We start from the raw sequence: 18,532 nt of genomic DNA on the forward strand, positions 1-18,532 counted from the left end.
AACATGTTCATCGAACTCGGTTTTGTTTTCTTTTTTTCTTTAGCTACATTATTCATGATGCGTAAAATAGCCAAAGAAATAGGTTTAGTTGATAAGCCCAATGAACGAAAACACCACAATGGTGCGGTCCCACTCGTCGGTGGTATTACTATCTGTATTTCCTTTATGTATTTTTTGTTTAATCATCCAGAATTGCTGCCCAACCACCGTTTATTCATGCTGTCAATTTTTATCCTTACCCTGGTTGGGGCATTAGATGATAAATTTGATCTGAGTTTTAAAATTCGCTTTGTTATACAGGCTGGATTATCCGTTGCGATGATGTTTGTGGCCGATATTCAGTTGCATACCTTAGGTAACATGCTGGGCTTTGGTGATATTGATCTTGGTGTCGCGGGTTATCTTGTCACTGTCATCGCGGTTGTCGGGGCGATTAATGCTTTTAATATGGTCGATGGTATTGACGGTCTGCTGGGTGGATTATCTATGGTCACCCTGGGTGGCTTAGGTTTTGTGCTTAGCATTGGCGGACAAAGCAATCTGGCTTATTTATGCCTGGTGCTTATTGTCATTATTCTACCTTATGTCCTGTTCAACTTAGGTTTGTTAGGCCGTGAACGTAAAGTATTTATGGGTGACGCGGGTAGTATGTTGATTGGCTTTACCGTGATCTGGTTTCTATTACTGTCATCACAACAAGGTGACGCGCTATTACGTCCGGTCACGGCGCTGTGGCTAATTGCTGTACCGCTAATGGATATGGCTGCGATCATGATCCGTCGTATTCGCCGAGGTGACTCACCCTTTAAACCCGATCGTGAACATCTACACCATATTTTCCAACGCTTGGGTCTGAACAACACCCAAATATTATGTGCTATCTGTGCTATTGCAATCGCCTACGCGGCGTTTGGTATCTATGCCGAGATCGTGGGTATACCTGAATACATCATGCTGGCGTTGTTCTTAGTATGCTTCTTTATCTACCAATTATTACTCTCTAAAGTTTGGGTGATCACAGCCAAATACCGTGCTTGGCGTAAAGCACAGCGTAACAATAATAATATTGATAAAAATTATGTTGATTGACGTATCGGATTAAAATACATTACAGGAAAGTATTATGGCAATTTTAGTCACCGGCGGCGCCGGTTATATCGGCAGCCACACCGTATTGGAATTATTAAACAGCAATCAAGACGTGGTGGTGATTGATAATCTGTGTAATTCAAGTGAAGAATCATTAAGCCGTGTTAAAACGATCACCGGTAAAGCGGTTAAGTTCTACTGTGGTGATGTGCTGGATAGTGAAGTATTAACCCGTATTTTTACCGAACATGATATTAACGCGGTGATCCACTTTGCCGGTTTAAAAGCGGTTGGAGAGTCGAATCAGATCCCATTAACTTATTACCGTAATAACATTGCGGCGACAATTAATATTTTAGAAGTGATGAGCGCGCACAATGTGAAGAACTTTGTATTTAGTTCGTCTGCGACTGTGTATGGCGATCCGGCGTCGGTGCCAATTGATGAAAGTTTCCCAACCTCGGCCACTAACCCTTATGGTCGTTCTAAGTTAATGGTCGAAGAAATACTCGCCGACTTGTATAAGTCTGACAACAGCTGGAACATTGCCCGGTTACGTTACTTCAACCCAGTGGGTGCACACGACAGTGGCCTGATTGGTGAAGATCCCAATGATATCCCTAACAACTTAATGCCATATATCTCGCAAGTGGCGGTGGGTAAACTTAAAACTTTAAGCGTATTTGGTGATGACTATGCTACCGTGGATGGCACCGGCGTACGTGATTACATTCACGTGGTTGATCTAGCTGTAGGGCATTTAAAAGCGCTAGACAAGCTAATGACTAATCCCGGGTTGGTGACGTATAACTTAGGCACAGGCCAAGGTTATAGCGTATTACAGATGGTGAAAGCCTTTGAACAAGCATCGGGTAAAACCATCGCTTATCAAATATCACCACGCCGTGCAGGTGATATTGCCCAGTGTTATGCCGCTACCGATCTGGCCGAGCGCGAGTTAGGCTGGAAAGCACAGCGCAGTATTAGCGATATGACCGCTGATGCCTGGCGTTGGCAAGCAAATAACCCCGATGGTTATAAGCTATAAACCGTAAGCTCTAAATAGCCAGCAGCTAATGCCATTGGTAGGACTTTATGTTGTGCGAGTAATGTAATACCAATCACGACTGATATTTTTTTGTTTTGAGTAGATGTTCAATAATTTCGTGATCGATGTTGAGATAATCATGAACCAGCGCATTGCGCATGATACGCACTTGTTGGGGCTACTTGGTAAATTTGCTTGCACCAGTGCTTGCGCCAAAAGATGATATTTGTAACCTAATTCTTGATGATCGTGTGCAGCTATGTAGCCTAGTCTGGTTATTATCCTTCTAATTGACAAGTATGCACTGTATTTGTTTACTATATAGTAATATCCATGTTTGTATCTCCAATTGTTTGCTATATACTAAACCCTAGGTTTGTATATAGTAATACTGATGGATAGATTGTAATGAGCCGAAGAAAGAACAATGGCAGTAAAATTGCGTTAGCAAGAAAAGAGCTTAATTTAACGCAGAAACAGCTGGCTGCAACAACTGGTATTAATAAATCGACACTCTCGCAAATTGAAAATGGTAAGTTTAGTGGTTCTTTGGATATTTTAGAGCGCTACCTTGATGCGCTTGATTTACAATTAACGGTAGAGCCTAAAAAACGTCAATTACCGGACTGGGATGAACTTGATACTTTGTTTGGGGATGAATAATGATCTTATCAAAATTACCGCCCAAAATAGAGCGCATCCACATTTATGCGAATAACATCGAACTTGGTCTATTAACCCAGGGTTCTATTCATCATTATCAACCGATACAAACGCAACAACACGTATCTTTGACAATGACCAAACCGCATTTAGATGGCTACAAATCGGGTGCATTACACCCCATATTTCGTCAAAATTTACCTGAAGGTTTTAACCGTCGTTATATAGCGGAAAAACTGGCGCGTTATGCCAATGTCAATGATATGTATTTACTTGCTTTACAAGAAGCTAATGGTGTGGGCATGCTGACTTATAAAAGTGAGTTACAGTTACCACAAGTCGATGCTGTATCAATTGATGAGATTTTATCTTATTCAAGTCCAGAGCCCTTGTTCCCAAAGTTATTGAATCAATATTATTTACGCAATGCCTTGTCGGGTGTGCAGCCAAAAGTAAGTATTCCAAGAACAGATAGGACATTGCAGCAAAAAGATCTTATCGTGAAATCATTTGATGAAGCATTTGATTTGTTAACGGTGAATGAATTTGTATGTATGCAAGCGGCAGAATATTGTGGACTAAATCCGCCAAGGACCTATTTATCTGAAAATTTAGAAACCTTTGTCATTGAACGTTTCGATAAAGAGGATAATGCCTCGTTAGGTTATGAAGACTTTACAACACTACTGAAAAAGCCAAACAATCCGGACTCCAAATATACAGGTAGTTATGAAACCTTACTCAAAGCCACGCATTTATATACCGACAACTTAAATGAAGTAAAAAAGATGTATAAGTTAATCGTATTTAATTGTCTTATTGGTAATGGTGATGCTCATCTTAAAAACTTTGCATTGCAATATACCCCTGATATGAAAAAGGTGTTTGTCTCGCCGCCTTTTGATATTACCCATACGCTGATTTATGACACAATTGATAATAAAATGGCATTAAAATTAGCGGGCAGTAAAGTATTTCCAGATAAGGCGGAGTTGATTAAATTAGCTCAATGCGGTGACTTTAAAATGCGCGATGCAGAGCAGATTATTGATCATTTGGCTGCCGGTATTTTGGATTATTTAACCAAGAGTAATGAAATTAAATTATTTGTTGGATTACGTCAATCTATTGAGGTGTCAGTTGCTAAAGTCATGTCGGTTAGTTTTACCAGAGGTACATACCGACATGATAAAAAACGTAAATTTACTTAAGGAAGACAGTATTTAGATAACTAAACCGTGCTCTTTTACTCTAAATCAAACTTATTAATCTACAGGGAAATTTACATGACAATTTTAGTCACAGGTGGTGCGGGTTATATCGGCAGCCACACCGTATTGGAATTATTGAACAGCAATCAAGACGTGGTTGTGGTTGATAACTTGTGTAATTCAAGTGAAGAATCATTAACTCGCGTTAAATCAATCACCGGTAAAGCGGTTAAGTTCTACTGTGGTGATGTGCTGGATAGTGAAGTATTAACCCGTATTTTTACCGAGCATGATATTAGCGCGGTGATCCACTTTGCCGGTTTAAAAGCGGTCGGAGAGTCGAATCAGATCCCATTAACTTATTACCGTAATAACATTGCGGCGACAATTAATATTTTAGAAGTGATGAGCGCGCACAATGTGAAGAACTTTGTATTTAGTTCGTCTGCGACTGTGTATGGCGATCCGGCGTCGGTGCCAATTGATGAAAGTTTCCCAACCTCGGCCACTAACCCTTATGGTCGTTCTAAGTTAATGGTCGAAGAAATACTCGCCGACTTGTATAAGTCTGACAACAGCTGGAACATTGCCCGGTTACGTTACTTCAACCCAGTGGGTGCACACGACAGTGGCCTGATTGGTGAAGATCCCAATGATATCCCTAACAACTTAATGCCATATATCTCGCAAGTGGCGGTGGGTAAACTTAAAACTTTAAGCGTATTTGGTGATGACTATGCTACCGTGGATGGCACCGGCGTACGTGATTACATTCACGTGGTTGATCTAGCTGTAGGGCATTTAAAAGCGCTAGACAAGCTAATGACTAATCCCGGGTTGGTGACGTATAACTTAGGCACAGGCCAAGGTTATAGCGTATTACAGATGGTGAAAGCCTTTGAACAAGCATCGGGTAAAACCATCGCTTATCAAATATCACCACGCCGTGCAGGTGATATTGCCCAGTGTTATGCCGCTACCGATCTGGCCGAGCGCGAGTTAGGCTGGAAAGCACAGCGCAGTATTAGCGATATGACCGCTGATACCTGGCGTTGGCAAGCAAATAACCCAGATGGTTATACGGTTAAATAGTGACATGGCTAAGCTTAGTAATGTCGTTTATTAAGCTTAACTTGTAGTTAATTGACTATGTCAGTCGATGCGAAATAGGCATTATGTGTTAATATTCGAACTATTAAGTAATAGGCTGGGTTGTGAAGGTGTAATGGTATGGTTTTTGATCAGATGATAGAAAACATAGTGAGTTTAGCCGCTAAAAATGATGATATTGATGCATTATGGCTCTATGGTTCTCGTGCGCAAGATCGCGAGGTTGCATCAAGTGATTATGATCTTGCTGTCGCTTTCAAAAACTTTAATCTGTCACCGATGAATAAATTGCTAAGACCGAATGAGCTTGCCATTGACTGGGCTGATGATTTGGCTGTAAATACCGAACTTATTAGTATTGTTGATATAAATACCGTGCCTATCTATTTGGCTTTTAATATTGTCGAGTACGGAAAGGTTATTTATTCTTCAGACACCGGCCGAGAGTTCAAAGAACAAGATCGTATTTACAGTCGTTATGAATTTGATGTAAAAGAGAGTGAAAATAATGAGTAATAAAGGTCTGGCACTGTATTTAACTGAAGCAAAAAAACATCAACAACAATATGTAGCAGAATTAGATGAACTTAAAGCAGACCTAGTTATAGATAACTTCCGAACTCGAGACTACCGTGCTTTAGAGCGTTTGTTACAAATCTATACTGAACTGTGTATCGGCCTATCGAAGCATTGGCTAAAGCTATACCAAAAAGGTTCTGCGACAGATGCAAAACCATACCTAAATCAGTATCACGACCTATTACTTTCTTGAGTTAAGCATTTTAAACTAACGGTTATATTGATCGTTTAACTTATATTATGCTTCCAAGGACGGAAATAATGCGTATTTTACATCATGGTGCGGTTAATGGCGTGACCGGCTCTTGTCATCAGCTGTATATGAATGACTATAATTCGGTATTAATTGACTGCGGTTTGTTTCAAGGCGCTGAAGCCGCGGGTAACAATAATAAAAACCAACTCTCTATCGACTTCAATGTCCGCACCATTAAAGCCCTCATTGTTACTCACTGCCATATCGATCATGTCGGTCGCATTCCGTATTTATTAGCCGCAGGCTACACTGGTCCTATTTACGCGACAGAAGCCACTGCCGCACTGCTTCCCCTTGTTATTGAAGACGCCCTTAAAGTGGGTGTCACCCGTGATAAAAAGCTCATCCAAGCTTGCCTCGATGTACTCCAAAAACAGCTTATCTCGGTACCTTATCAAAAATGGCAAACAATTGCGGTACTGAACATCCCCAAAGAGGATATAAAGCCGAATGAAGTCTGCTATCAACGCCAGAAGATCCGGTTTTGTCCTGCGGGACATATCCTTGGTTCCGCCTATGTCGAAATTGAACTTGCCACCGACAAACCCATTAGCCGTCACCGTCTGGTATTTTCTGGTGATCTTGGCGCGTCTTACAGTCCGTTATTATCCTCACCCCGAGCACCATATCGCGCCGATACCTTAATCATCGAAAGCACTTACGGTGATAAACGGCACGAACATCGCAACCAACGTAGTAAAAAGTTACAAGCGGTGATCGAGCATGCAGTAAGCGATAATGGGGTGGTATTGATCCCAGCATTCAGTATTGGTCGTACTCAAGAGTTACTTTACGAGATAGAGCAGTTTATTTATGCTGCGCCAAAGAATAGTTTATGGAAAAACATTGAAATTATTGTCGATTCGCCGATGGCGGCCAATTTTACTGATAAATACCGGGATTTCAAAACGTTGTGGGATAAAGAAGCATTAGGCAAAATCAAGCAAGGTCGCCATCCGCTAGATTTTGAGCAACTTTACACCATCGACAGTCATCAAGACCATCTCTCTGTAGTTCAATATCTGTCTAAACGTAACAAACCCGCCATCGTCATCGCTGCCAGTGGCATGTGCAGTGGCGGTCGTATCGTTAATTACCTTACCCAGTTCTTACCCGATGCCAAAGCCGATGTGATTTTTGTCGGTTATCAAGCCCAAGGCACCCCAGGTCGTGCTATTCAACAATATGGCCCTAAGGGTGGGTATGTGGAATTGAACGGTAAACGCATCACCATTAATGCCGGTATTCATACCATTAGTGGTTATTCTGCTCATGCTGACCAACTGGATCTCATTAATTTTGTCAAACACATCACGCATAAACCACGCGAGATACGCATTGTGCATGGTGATGAAGCTGCGAAACAGGCGTTAGCGGAAAAGTTAGGGCAATTAGTGCCTGATGCGCGAATATTGCGACCAAGTAATTAATTTGGAATTGATTATGCAGTGTTTTGGGTTTGGAGAGCGGATGATAGTTGTGAAATAAACACAAAAATGGTAATTTCGTCGGCTATTCTGACAGAGAAAATGCTATTATTGTGGTTATGTTCCCTTTAGTTGTTGCTATACTTAAAAGTAAGTAACAATTAGAGGGTATGCTTATGCTCCAAGTTAACTTTCTCCATTTGCTTTCACTGCTCCCTGAGCTAACTGACAGCCAAATTGCTCATGTCGAAAAACGTCTTCAAGGTGATGATCCCAGCTCTCACATTATCAAAGAGCTAGAGCGCCGAATTGTCATGAATCCAGAATGTCCCCATTGTCATAGCACATTGATAAATCGTCATGGCAAAGTGAATAATATGCAGCGCTATCGCTGCAAAAATTGTTTGAAAACATTTATGTCGACCACAGGTACACCACTTGCTCGTCTCCGATATAAAGAACAATGGGGTCATTATTTGAAATGTATGTTGGAAAGCAAGGTACTTCGAACAAGTGCAAAAGAGTGTGGTATTAACCTCAAAACAGCATTTCGCTGGCGACACCGATTTTTGATTCTGCCGAGTACCCTTAACGCCTGACACTAGGAGGTATAATTGAAGCGGATGAAACGCTCTTTCCTTATTCTGAAAAAGGCGCTAAAAAACTAACGTGCAAACCCAGAAAACGAGATGTTAAGTCTTCAGCAACAGTTAAAAGGAACATAGCCTTTAGCATACGTTTATCTAGTGTGTACAGTTCACGCTTTACCCTATTTATTAAAATGCAGTGAATGACAATGTGGGCATTGGGGCGAAAGATCAAAAGTAGCTGAGTAATACTATTCAAATGGTATGTGAATGTTTTAGCTCTTATTTTTTTCACCTTCAAAAGGTTAACTACACTTATAAGTATAGCCAACATCTTGATGGAACTGAGCGATTGAAGTACATATGCCCAAAGGGCTAGTCATTCAAAAGATAGAAAAAGTGGTCGTTTACAATTTGGAGTTGAACCTTTTAATGCTTAAGGTCCAACCTATGAATCGACTCTAGTTACTTTAGATACACATAATGTAATAAGAAAGAAATAGGTGAAACTAGCTGTTGTTGAGTTTAAGGCCGCTTCTGATAACCCTGCCACTAAATAACAGATAATGATTAACCCACCACTGAGTGCTGCTACCGGAGCTATTTTACGGTGTTTAAAAAATATGTAAGCAGGGATGAATAGTACTAATAATGTTGTGAATAAACCAGCTAACCCTCGAGTACCTAAAGCATCAAAATAGATGGAATGTAACTGATTCTTGCTATTTTCTTTCATAAAATTAGCAATTCTTTTTTCATTGACCAATTCAATTATTCTTTCGCTTGAACCACTTTTACCATAACCGAAAATAGGTTTTTCGCTTGCTAATATTAATGCCGAATGCCACATCTCTAGTCTGATTTCACTTGATGTAGCTTTAATTTTAGAGACATTAGTTTCTGTTTCTGTTTCTGTTTCTGTTTCTGTTTCTGTTTCTGTTTTGTTAGCTATATATCTCATTGTATTTTGAGTTGAGTTTAAAGCACGCTCAAATAATCTACCCTGAGTTAATGCTGATGTAAGGATTGTGGAGCTAAATATTAAACACCATAAAATGATGATATTTTTTTTTGCTGATTTAAACGTATAACAAGAGAAAACAAACATTATGCAGAGAAGAGCAAGAAAAGCGCCTTTAGATTCGACCATGACGGTTGTAGCAACCGTTAGAGTGATAGCCAGATATATAAGTGTGCGTAATTTAATATTTTTGGTAAGGGTTTGCGGTAAAATAAATGCCGTAAAAGCCATGACCGCTATCATTAAAGAGTTGATCTTAAAGCCGGGTATGTCATTGCGAGTTAGACCTGTGACATAGATGTTTAACATTATAATAAAACGGAGGATAAGTGCTATAGCAAAAGCAGTATAAATAATATCTTGCTTTGGTTTATGTTTTATCATAAATGCTGCGATGATTATAAATGGTAGTCCTCTTGATGCTTTTATAAGAGCTGAAGTATTAGCAGGATCCTGAATCGAATTTATAGCATAAGGAATAATTAATAAAATAAAGGCTGCTGTTAATAGTGTTAAATTTTTATGCCAAGTCAGTTGTTTATTTAATCCTGCAGCTATCGTAATTAGTAGTAAAACAACAGTGCCAATAATATAACCTTTGTCAAAAGACAAAAGGCATAACGCTAAAAGACAAACCCCAAGTGTGGATAAAATGGACCATTTTTGTTGTACTTGTATTATGTTCATTTGTAGTTATATGTCCGGTTATTAAAGGTGTTTTATTTTTTTATACGGTTTTTTTAAAAAAACAGCCGTTCGAATAAAGCGTTGTGCCCATTTTCTATCACTTGAGCCAAAATTTAATATATTGTCTTGAGGTTGGTAAATATAGAGTACCTTATCGGTAAAGTACGCTCTTTCACCTGCCATTTCTAACATGGGTAAGGTGAATGTTTTATCATCACATCGACGGACAAAGCGTTGATCACTCGTAACGATATCGCGATGATTAATGTTTTTTAAGTTGAACCAAGAAAAAACCTTTCCGCGTACTAATAAATTATTCAATACACTTTTGAATTCACTTGCAGTGATCGTTAGATCATTAATATCGATTTTAGTCCACAATGCATGTTTAAATGTTTTTAAATGTGAAGCGCGCCATTTTACTTTTCGATGCAAGCTGAATTTAGCAATCAGTGGGTGATAAGCGCAACATAATTGATGTTTCTGACTAATATCAGTACCGTAACTGCCATAAGTCATCCAGCAGTTATTGGCGCGGTAGGTTTCTGCTAAATAAGTTAATACATTTTCATCGGCAAGGCAGTCATCACCATCAACCAGCACAATAATATCTTCAGGATCCGGGGCAGCGTATTTGATTGATGTGTAAATATTACCCATTGAAAACAATTTTTCGGTATGCTTGATTAGGTGAAATCGAGGGTCATATTGGATGTTTTCGGTTATCACTTCACAGCTGTTATCGGTAGACATGTCGTCACCAAAATAAACCTCAAAATTGCTGTAGGTTTGTTTTTTCAACATGTCAATGTTGTGCTTAAGTTGCTCGCTCATGTTATACACGGCGCTAATGATGATAAATTTCATTTATTCCCTAAAGATCGTATTTTTGTTTTTAATGGTAAACAGCTACAGCTTGTAAGCTGAGCATTATCCTTAATCAGATGGATTAATTCAATAGATAGAAAATTAATGTCTGAAATCTACGTTAGGAATGATTATAAGCGTATGATTAAGTGTTTTTCATACACATTTTACGAATTGTTAAATACAAGGATACTGTTAGCTCACAATTTTATCGCTAGCAATAACGAACAAAGTAAAATTGATGTTATATGATGCAACCGTTCGTTATAATGAGGCCACCCTCATTAATATGTAAATAAGATGCTTGAATTACAACGTGATACGAGATTCATTGTCGATGATATTTTAGTTCAATACCATATCGCCTCTGTTGATAAACCACTGATGATCACATTTTCACCTGCTGGTTATGTGTTAACAACGGCAGAAGCAGAAGCTGGGACCTCTGCATGGGGGTTTGAATTTTTCAAGAAAATGGGTGTTAATGTCATTTCATTTGCGCCAATAAAAAATAAACACTGGTTTATTTCAGCTGCCTTACAAAATTATTTAACACAATTGAGCCCTCACTTGACTGTATTTCCGGAGCGACTTGGTTATGGTGCGAGCATGGGGGCATTTGCGCATAGTTTGTATTATTCGCAATTGCAGTTAGATCGACTGTTGCTTATAACGCCGCTGACTCCGCCAAAGAATTTAATGATACCGACAGCGTTTGATTATTGTGCGCAATGCCAAGGTGATATTACGCTGATATTTGATCCCTTATGCCCAGAAGATAAATCTCATGCTTTACGTTATCCATCACATACTAAGTATTTAAAACTGTATGGTGTTGGCCATCAGGTTATTGAGACAATTAGTAAAATTGGTTATTTAAAGTCACTTGTGATGGCATTTATTGCGAATGATATTAACCATGCTGAATTTAATAAAGCGATGCGGGGACGACGTAGTGTAGAACGTTATTATAGTTATATGGCGCGTAACCCGACTCAAAAGTTGACTCCTAGCCGTCTTAACATTATAAGACGTCATTTGCTGAGGTGGCACTTCGCGCATCCGACATATTTCATCCAAAAATTGACAACGAAGTGGCGTAAGAGCATCAGAAAACGATTAAACAAGCTTTCTAAGTAAAGGATCACCATGTTCAACAACAAATCCATTCTTATCACTGGCGGTACTGGTTCTTTTGGTAAAAAATACACCAAAACCATACTCGCTAATTACAAACCCAAACGCTTAATCATCTTATCGCGTGATGAGCTCAAGCAGTTTGAAATGCAACAGGAGTTTAATGATCCGTGTATGCGTTATTTCATTGGCGATGTGCGTGATGGCGAACGACTAATGCAAGCGATGCAAGATGTCGACTTTGTTATCCATGCCGCAGCGTTAAAGCAAGTCCCTGCGGCGGAATACAATCCGATGGAATGTATTAAAACCAATATTCACGGCGCCGAAAATGTGATTAAAGCGGCGATTGCTAATAAAGTCGAAAAGGTCATCGCTCTATCGACGGATAAAGCCGCTAATCCGATTAACCTGTATGGCGCGACAAAATTAGCGTCGGATAAGTTATTTGTTGCGGCCAATAATATGGTGGGTAGCGGCCCAACGCGTTTTGCTTGTGTACGTTATGGCAATGTTGTTGGTTCACGTGGTTCTGTGGTGCCCTTTTTTAAAGGTTTATTAGCCAAAGGCGCACAGTCCTTACCTGTTACTCACCCTGAGATGACCCGCTTTTGGATCACCTTACAAGATGGCGTTGATTTTGTACTGACCAACTTTAAGCGTATGCAGGGCGGCGAAATATTTATTCCTAAGATCCCCTCTGTGCATATTATGGATCTGGTTGAAGCTTACGCCCCGGGGATTGAAACTGAGATCATCGGTATTCGCCCAGGTGAAAAATTACACGAGATCATGTGCCCTAAAGATGACTCGCATTTAACCTTAGAATTTGCAGATCACTATGTGATCTGCCCGACCATTATATTTTTCGATAAAGATATTGATTATAGTGTCAATCAATTAGGCGAAAAAGGCCAAGCAGTAACACAAGGTCATGAATATCATTCTGGTAATAACCCTGATTTTCTGGATATTAAACAGATCCGAGATTTTGACCGTTTGGCCGAGTTATAACTAGTCATGATCCCGTATGGTAAGCAAGATATTAACCAGCAAGATATTGATGCTGTCATTGCAGTATTGCAATCAGATTTTCTCACTCAAGGTCCGCAAGTACCGTTATTTGAACAAGCCTTGATAGATCATTCTGGCGCTGTGTATGCGGTGGCTTGTAACAGCGCCACCTCCGCCTTACATCTGGCTTGTTTAGCGTTAGAGTTAGGGGCGGGCGATTGGTTATGGACCACGCCGATTACCTTTGTGGCCTCGGCGAATTGTGGCTTATATTGTGGTGCTCAAGTCGATTTTGTCGATATTGACCCCGTTACTTATAATCTTTGCCCCAAGGCGCTGGAACAAAAACTTATTATCGCAAAGGCAGAAGGTAAATTACCAAAAGTGGTGATCCCTGTGCACTTGTGTGGCCAATCTTGTGATATGGCGGCTATCCACACGTTATCATTGCAATTTGGTTTTAAAATCATTGAAGACGCCGCGCATGCGATTGGTGGTGAATATCAAGGCAAGCCGATAGGTTGTGGTGATTACAGCGATATCACTATATTTAGTTTTCATCCGGTGAAAATTGTGACCACAGCAGAAGGTGGCGCGGCATTAACCAACCAACAAGCGTTAGCAGATAAGATGGTGTTATTACGCAGCCATGGTATTACTCGCGATAAAAGCTTGATGACGCTGATCACTGGACTGCCAATTGCAGCGCAGGGTGATTGGTATTATCAACAGATAGAACTGGGCTTTAATTATCGGATGACGGAGTTACAAGCGGCATTAGGGGTGAGCCAAATGCAGCGATTGACGCAGTTTGTAAGTGAACGCCAGCGCCTTGCCTTACGTTATAACCAGTTATTAGCCGATTTACCGTTAACCTTGCCTAAGCAACTTAAACAGACTAATTCGGCTTGGCATTTGTATGTGGTCGGGCTGCAGTTAGATAATACGACGTTATCTCAACAACAGGTATTCAAGCAATTACGTGAACTGGGTATTGGTGTTAACGTGCACTACATCCCAGTACATACTCAGCCTTATTATCAGGCGATGGGCTTTGTCGTTGGTGACTTTCCTGCAGCGGAGCATTATTATCAACAGGCACTTTCATTACCACTGTTTCATGGCATGACGCATACGCAGCAAGATGAAGTGGTGACTGCACTTCGCATAGCCTTACTTATCGATGGTTAAACAATTCATATGAAAATAGCGATCATTCCTGCCCGCGGTGGCAGTAAACGTATTCCGGGTAAAAATATCAAGTTATTTCATGGCAAGCCCATGATCGCTTATTCAATTGAAGCGGCGCAAAAATCGGGCTGCTTTGATAATATAATCGTGTCGACAGATGATCAAGAAATCGCCGATATCGCTAGACAATATGGCGCTGAAGTGCCGTTTATCCGTCCAGCTAAGATTGCCGATGACCATGCAACAACCATGGATGTCATGCAACATGCGATAGGCTGGTGTGAGTCGCAAAGTATGACCGTCGATTTACTTTGTTGTATTTATGCCACTGCGCCGTTTATATCATCGGATGATTTAGCGAAGGGATTAGCGCTTATATCAACAGGTGATATTGATTATGCCTTTAGCGCAACGACCTTTGCTTTTCCTATTCAGCGAGCTATTTCATTAAACGACAATGGCAGTGTACAAATGTTGCAGCCAGAGCATGTAAATACCCGTTCGCAAGACTTACCAGAAGCGTTTCACGATGCTGGTCAATTCTATTGGGGTAAAGTCTCGGCATTTAAAGCCGGGAAACCGTTTTTCTCACTTTGTTCAAAAGCTATCTTAATTCCGCGTAAAAGGGTGCAAGATGTGGATACCTTGGAAGATTGGGAATTTGCCGAAGCCTTATATGCGGTCATGAAGGTTTAAGGTGAATATAGTCATTCGCACCGATGCGTCGGTGCATATCGGCAGTGGTCATGTGATGCGTTGCTTGGTATTAGCACAAGGGTTAATAACGCAAGGTCATCGAGTGAGTTTTGTTTGTCGTCCGCAAACGGGCGATTTAGTTGCTGTCATTGAAAATAAAGGTTTCTGCGTGTATAAATTAGCGCCACCAACAACTGCACTGGTTCCGACGACTAGCGCCGATTATGTGGCCTGGTTACAAGTGCCTTGGCAACAAGATGCGGCCAACTTGTTCACGCTGGTGGCTGCAGCAGATCTGGTTATCGTCGATCATTATGCGTTGAATGCAAACTGGCAACAGCGTATACAGCAAGCATTACATTGTAAGATCATGGTCATTGATGATTTAGTGCGTAGTCACCATGCCGATCTGATCTTAGATCAGACTTTGTTGCGCCGCAGTGATGAATATCAATCTCAATATCAACCAAGTCATGATGAAACTAAGGTATTAACTGGCTGTGAGTTCGCATTATTAAACCCGCAGTTTAGCTATTATCGTCAGCAAGTATTAACAGACCATAAACTATCCATCAGGCCTAAATTATTATTAAGCATGGGCGGCATAGATCAACCTAACGCCACCTTGCAGGTTTTAACGGCGCTTGCTGCAATGCCTGTGTTAGCACGACCTTTGGTTACTGTGTTATTAGGGCTGCGTGCACCGCATTATCAACAAGTCGTTAGTTTTTGTTTGCAGCATAATGATTGGATCACCCAGTTAGACTTTGTCGATAACATGGCTGAATTAATGGTGCAACAGCAAGTGGCTATTGGCGCGCCAGGCACTACCGCTTGGGAGCGCGCATGTTTGGGGTTACCGAGTATTATCATTCCACTGGCAGAAAATCAGCTGACCATCAGTCGTAACCTAGTTGCTGTGGACGCGGCATACAAAGTTGAACTCGACGATATTTCTGAAAAGTTGATATTAACCTATCAGCGATTATTGCAGAATTGGTCAGCGTTGAGACAGAATAACCTTAAGTTATGTGATGGACTGGGATTGAACCGAGTATTACAGGCGATTGCAGGTTTAGACGGCTCTGAGCATGTTGATAATTCGAGACATATCGATAACACGGGATGTTTACAGTTTCGTCGTGCTGATTTGACAGATATTAAGCTTGTATATGCTTGGCAATGTCATCCGAACACGCGGCAATATGCGTTAAATAAACAAGTGCCGAGTTGGTCTGAACATCAACGCTGGATGGTGAATAAGCTCAGTCAGCAGCAAGATTATGTTTATATTATTACCATACCAGATACATCTTTTACATTTTCTGCATCAAGTGATAAGCAGGTTCGCCATGGTATCAGCGTTGGTGTGGTGCGTTTAGATAGCATGAATACAGCTGAATACTTGCTGTCTATTTTTATTGACCCTGCTTATTATGGTCAGGGAATTGCCAAGCTAGCACTTGCATACTTAGATGCGCTGCATCCGCATGTTACTATTCATGCTAAAGTGTTAATGGCTAATACCGCTTCACAGCGGCTGTTCACTCAGTCTCGTTTCCAACGCTTGACAGTAGAAACCTTTATCCGCTATCCACAGGCTTAAATAGCTATGTCTCCCTTTATCGAAGAGTATTCATTAACACTATGACTGAGCAATACATCACTATCGATGGTCGTAAAATTGGTCCTAATTATCGCCCTTATATTATCGCCGAGTTATCAGCAAACCATAATGGCGATATCAATCGTGCTTTTGCCATTATGGCCGCAGCGAAAGCAGCAGGTGCTGATGCGATAAAATTACAAACCTATACGCAAGATACCATTACTATGGATTGCGATAGTGATGAATTTCAGATCAAAGGTGGTTTGTGGCATGGTCAAAGTTTATATGAGCTGTATAAGGGCGCACATATGCCGTGGGCGTGGCACTCACCTTTATTCGCTAAAGCGAAAGAACTTGATATCACTATTTTCAGCTCACCGTTTGACTTTTCTGCCGTGGATTTATTAGAAGCGTTGGATGCACCAGCTTATAAGATCGCTTCGTTTGAGGTGATAGATTTACCCTTGATTAAGCGGGTGGCACAAACCGGTAAACCGATGATTATTTCAACGGGAATGGCGAATAAGGCCGAGATCCAAGACGCGATCACAACAGCAAGAGAAAATGGCTGTGAAGCATTAGTCGTGTTACATTGCGTCAGTGGATATCCGGCCCCAGCAGAGCAATATAACCTGCGTACTATTGCTGATATCAGTCAACGCTTTGATGTACTGTCTGGTTTATCAGATCATACCATTGATAATGCTACCGCGGTGGTGTCGGTTGCTTTCGGCGCTTGTGTGATTGAAAAACATGTCACTTTAGATCGTAATGGTGGCGGTGCAGATGATAGCTTTTCGCTTGAGCCAACAGAGCTAGGTCAACTGTGTCGTGATACCCATACCGCTTGGCAAGCGCTAGGCAAAGTGAATTACGAAAGAACAGACGTTGAAAAAGGTAATGTTAAATTTCGCCGCTCGCTATATGTGGTTCAGGATATTGCCGCCGGTGAGTTACTTACCGCTGATAATGTTCGCAGTATTCGGCCTGGGTTTGGTTTAGCGCCCAAATATTATGATGAGGTATTAGATAAAACTGCAAAAGTAGCGATAGCGAAAGGTACAGCACTTCGTTTTGCATTAATAAATTAACGGCTAGGTTAAGTTGTATAAACGTTGGACTATTAATCCAGTAACGATTCAAAATACTTAATATGCTCATCGACGGTGCGTTCAGCAGTGAATAGCTCGGCTAAACGCTGTTTACAAGCCACGGACATAGCCTTAACAACCGCTTCGTTGTTATATAAGTATTCAATTTTTTCGGCAATCGCAGGCGCATCTTTGACTGGTACAACACAGCCATTAACCCCATCGACCACCACTTCTTTACTGCCACCAGTTACCGTAACAATAGAAGGCACACCATAACCCATGGCTTCCATTACCGCTCTTGGTAAACCTTCACCACTGATTGAGGCTTGGACTAAGATATTACACGCGGCCATTAATTCTGGCGCATCGGTACGGTAACCAGTTACGTGGATGCGGTCACCTAATGGCGAGTTTTTGATTGCGCTGAGGTAAGGTTCTTTCTCCATACCTGAGCCAACGAGTAGCAGGTGGAAATTGTCTAAATGAGCAACCTTGTTGACCGCTTCAAGTAATACCGACAAGCCTTTGGTTGGTCTGACATTCGCGACGGCAATGGCAACGAAAGCACCTTCGGGTATACCAAATTCACTAAGATCACCGGGTTTAGATTGATACCAAGCCAGATCATGACCTTTATAAATAGTCACGACCTTATCTTTGTTTTTCCATACTTGCGCTTGAATATCTTCGGTTACCGCATTAGATACACAAATGATACCGTCAACGCGAGGGTGTAAATGGGTTAAGTAAGCACTTGGATCATGGCGATACAGACCACCTGTGGTACCACGGTAGTTGACCATTTTTACCGGAAAACCAATACACGCAAATGCGGCGTTTGGAATGGTTTTAGAATTTAATGCATACACAATATCGTAATCACCGGTTCGTAACTCTGCTCTGATCATTTTTATGGTAGCTAGACAGATTTTCTTGGTTGGGTATTGTTCAATTACCTTGATACCGAGATCTTCTAAGATGGGCGTATATGCAGAATCTGGTCGGGTAAATACAGTCAGTTTATGACCCTTATTCGCAAGTCCTATGGTGATCATTACCTCTGGTCGAATTGCGTTTGAAGTCTTGAGGTAGTCACCCACAACCAAAATTTTCATATACTGCCTTATTAAATAGAGATTAAAAAATTAAGTCAGTGATAATAACATATAGTCTATTAACACAGATACAGTCACAAGTAGAATTCATCCTGAATTCATAATTGCAGCATCCAAGGTGATCTTGTTTG

General features: G+C 40.9%; 18 protein-coding genes and 1 pseudogene. 15 read left to right on the top strand and 4 right to left on the bottom strand.

Annotated features, from left to right (window positions below):
* The first annotated feature begins 3 nt into the window (after nucleotides 1-3).
* Together wecA and galE (MORIYA_RS17575) are read left to right on the top strand one after the other, a co-directional pair.
* Complete coding sequence (gene wecA, locus MORIYA_RS17570) at nucleotides 4-1,089, top strand: UDP-N-acetylglucosamine--undecaprenyl-phosphate N-acetylglucosaminephosphotransferase (protein ID WP_112717256.1); 1,086 nt, start codon at nucleotides 4-6, stop codon at nucleotides 1,087-1,089.
* Nucleotides 1,090-1,123: 34 nt separating this feature from the next.
* Nucleotides 1,124-2,137 (top strand): UDP-glucose 4-epimerase GalE, encoded by a 1,014-nt coding sequence (gene galE / locus MORIYA_RS17575; protein WP_112717258.1) that lies wholly within the window; start codon nucleotides 1,124-1,126, stop codon nucleotides 2,135-2,137.
* 73 nt (nucleotides 2,138-2,210) lie between these two features.
* On the opposite strand, the gene MORIYA_RS21845 is transcribed toward galE (MORIYA_RS17575), so the two are convergent.
* On the bottom strand, nucleotides 2,211-2,297 hold the full coding sequence (locus MORIYA_RS21845; RefSeq protein WP_112717260.1) for a HepT-like ribonuclease domain-containing protein: 87 nt from the start codon (nucleotides 2,295-2,297) through the stop codon (nucleotides 2,211-2,213).
* A 248-nt stretch (nucleotides 2,298-2,545) separates the two neighbouring features.
* On the opposite strand from MORIYA_RS21845, the gene MORIYA_RS17585 reads away from it, so the two are divergent.
* From MORIYA_RS17585 to MORIYA_RS17615, 7 genes and pseudogenes are all read left to right on the top strand, one after another.
* Nucleotides 2,546-2,800 (top strand): helix-turn-helix domain-containing protein, encoded by a 255-nt coding sequence (locus tag MORIYA_RS17585; RefSeq protein WP_112717262.1) that lies wholly within the window; start codon nucleotides 2,546-2,548, stop codon nucleotides 2,798-2,800.
* On the top strand, nucleotides 2,800-4,011 hold the full coding sequence (locus MORIYA_RS17590) for a type II toxin-antitoxin system HipA family toxin (RefSeq protein WP_112717264.1): 1,212 nt from the start codon (nucleotides 2,800-2,802) through the stop codon (nucleotides 4,009-4,011). Before MORIYA_RS17585 ends, MORIYA_RS17590 begins: the two co-directional genes overlap by 1 nt.
* Nucleotides 4,012-4,086: 75 nt before the next feature.
* Complete coding sequence (galE, locus tag MORIYA_RS17595; RefSeq protein WP_112717266.1) at nucleotides 4,087-5,103, top strand: UDP-glucose 4-epimerase GalE; 1,017 nt, start codon at nucleotides 4,087-4,089, stop codon at nucleotides 5,101-5,103.
* Between the two features lie 138 nt (nucleotides 5,104-5,241).
* Nucleotides 5,242-5,637, top strand: a complete 396-nt coding sequence (gene mntA, locus MORIYA_RS17600) for a type VII toxin-antitoxin system MntA family adenylyltransferase antitoxin (RefSeq protein WP_112717268.1) — start codon at nucleotides 5,242-5,244, stop codon at nucleotides 5,635-5,637.
* Nucleotides 5,630-5,893, top strand: a complete 264-nt coding sequence (locus MORIYA_RS17605; RefSeq protein ID WP_112717270.1) for a ribonuclease HepT family protein — start codon at nucleotides 5,630-5,632, stop codon at nucleotides 5,891-5,893. Before mntA ends, MORIYA_RS17605 begins: the two co-directional genes overlap by 8 nt.
* Before the next feature lie 68 nt (nucleotides 5,894-5,961).
* On the top strand, nucleotides 5,962-7,386 hold the full coding sequence (locus MORIYA_RS17610) for an MBL fold metallo-hydrolase RNA specificity domain-containing protein (RefSeq protein WP_112717272.1): 1,425 nt from the start codon (nucleotides 5,962-5,964) through the stop codon (nucleotides 7,384-7,386).
* Nucleotides 7,387-7,559: 173 nt separating this feature from the next.
* A pseudogene (locus tag MORIYA_RS17615) lies at nucleotides 7,560-8,083 on the top strand (transposase); the annotation flags it as partial.
* A 335-nt stretch (nucleotides 8,084-8,418) separates the two neighbouring features.
* On the opposite strand, the gene MORIYA_RS17625 reads toward MORIYA_RS17615, so the two are convergent.
* Nucleotides 8,419-9,678, bottom strand: a complete 1,260-nt coding sequence (locus MORIYA_RS17625) for an O-antigen ligase family protein (RefSeq protein ID WP_112717274.1) — start codon at nucleotides 9,676-9,678, stop codon at nucleotides 8,419-8,421.
* 21 nt (nucleotides 9,679-9,699) lie between these two features.
* Nucleotides 9,700-10,545, bottom strand: coding sequence for a glycosyltransferase family 2 protein (locus MORIYA_RS17630; RefSeq protein ID WP_112717276.1), 846 nt, complete (start codon nucleotides 10,543-10,545; stop codon nucleotides 9,700-9,702).
* Nucleotides 10,546-10,845: 300 nt separating this feature from the next.
* Here MORIYA_RS17630 and MORIYA_RS17635 point away from each other — a divergent pair, with 300 nt between their 5' ends.
* From MORIYA_RS17635 to pseI, 6 genes are read left to right on the top strand one after another with little or no spacing between them, the layout of a single operon-like run.
* Entirely contained in the window at nucleotides 10,846-11,685 is an 840-nt protein-coding gene (locus MORIYA_RS17635; RefSeq protein WP_112717278.1) for a hypothetical protein, read from the top strand.
* Nucleotides 11,686-11,694: 9 nt separating this feature from the next.
* Nucleotides 11,695-12,696, top strand: a complete 1,002-nt coding sequence (gene pseB / locus MORIYA_RS17640; protein WP_112717280.1) for a UDP-N-acetylglucosamine 4,6-dehydratase (inverting) — start codon at nucleotides 11,695-11,697, stop codon at nucleotides 12,694-12,696.
* A 6-nt stretch (nucleotides 12,697-12,702) separates the two neighbouring features.
* Complete coding sequence (gene pseC, locus MORIYA_RS17645) at nucleotides 12,703-13,887, top strand: UDP-4-amino-4,6-dideoxy-N-acetyl-beta-L-altrosamine transaminase (protein ID WP_112717282.1); 1,185 nt, start codon at nucleotides 12,703-12,705, stop codon at nucleotides 13,885-13,887.
* A gap of 9 nt (nucleotides 13,888-13,896) precedes the next feature.
* Entirely contained in the window at nucleotides 13,897-14,583 is a 687-nt protein-coding gene (gene pseF / locus MORIYA_RS17650; protein WP_112717284.1) for a pseudaminic acid cytidylyltransferase, read from the top strand.
* Nucleotide 14,584: 1 nt separating this feature from the next.
* Complete coding sequence (pseG, locus tag MORIYA_RS17655; protein WP_112717286.1) at nucleotides 14,585-16,189, top strand: UDP-2,4-diacetamido-2,4,6-trideoxy-beta-L-altropyranose hydrolase; 1,605 nt, start codon at nucleotides 14,585-14,587, stop codon at nucleotides 16,187-16,189.
* Between the two features lie 41 nt (nucleotides 16,190-16,230).
* On the top strand, nucleotides 16,231-17,283 hold the full coding sequence (pseI, locus tag MORIYA_RS17660; RefSeq protein ID WP_112717288.1) for a pseudaminic acid synthase: 1,053 nt from the start codon (nucleotides 16,231-16,233) through the stop codon (nucleotides 17,281-17,283).
* A 32-nt stretch (nucleotides 17,284-17,315) separates the two neighbouring features.
* Here pseI and MORIYA_RS17665 read toward each other — a convergent pair whose 3' ends face one another.
* A complete protein-coding gene (locus tag MORIYA_RS17665) occupies nucleotides 17,316-18,401 on the bottom strand; it encodes a glycosyltransferase family 4 protein (protein WP_112717290.1) in 1,086 nt (361 codons plus the stop codon).
* Nucleotides 18,402-18,532: the final 131 nt, after the last annotated feature.

Source organism: Moritella yayanosii (assembly GCF_900465055.1).
GTDB lineage: Bacteria > Pseudomonadota > Gammaproteobacteria > Enterobacterales > Moritellaceae > Moritella > Moritella yayanosii.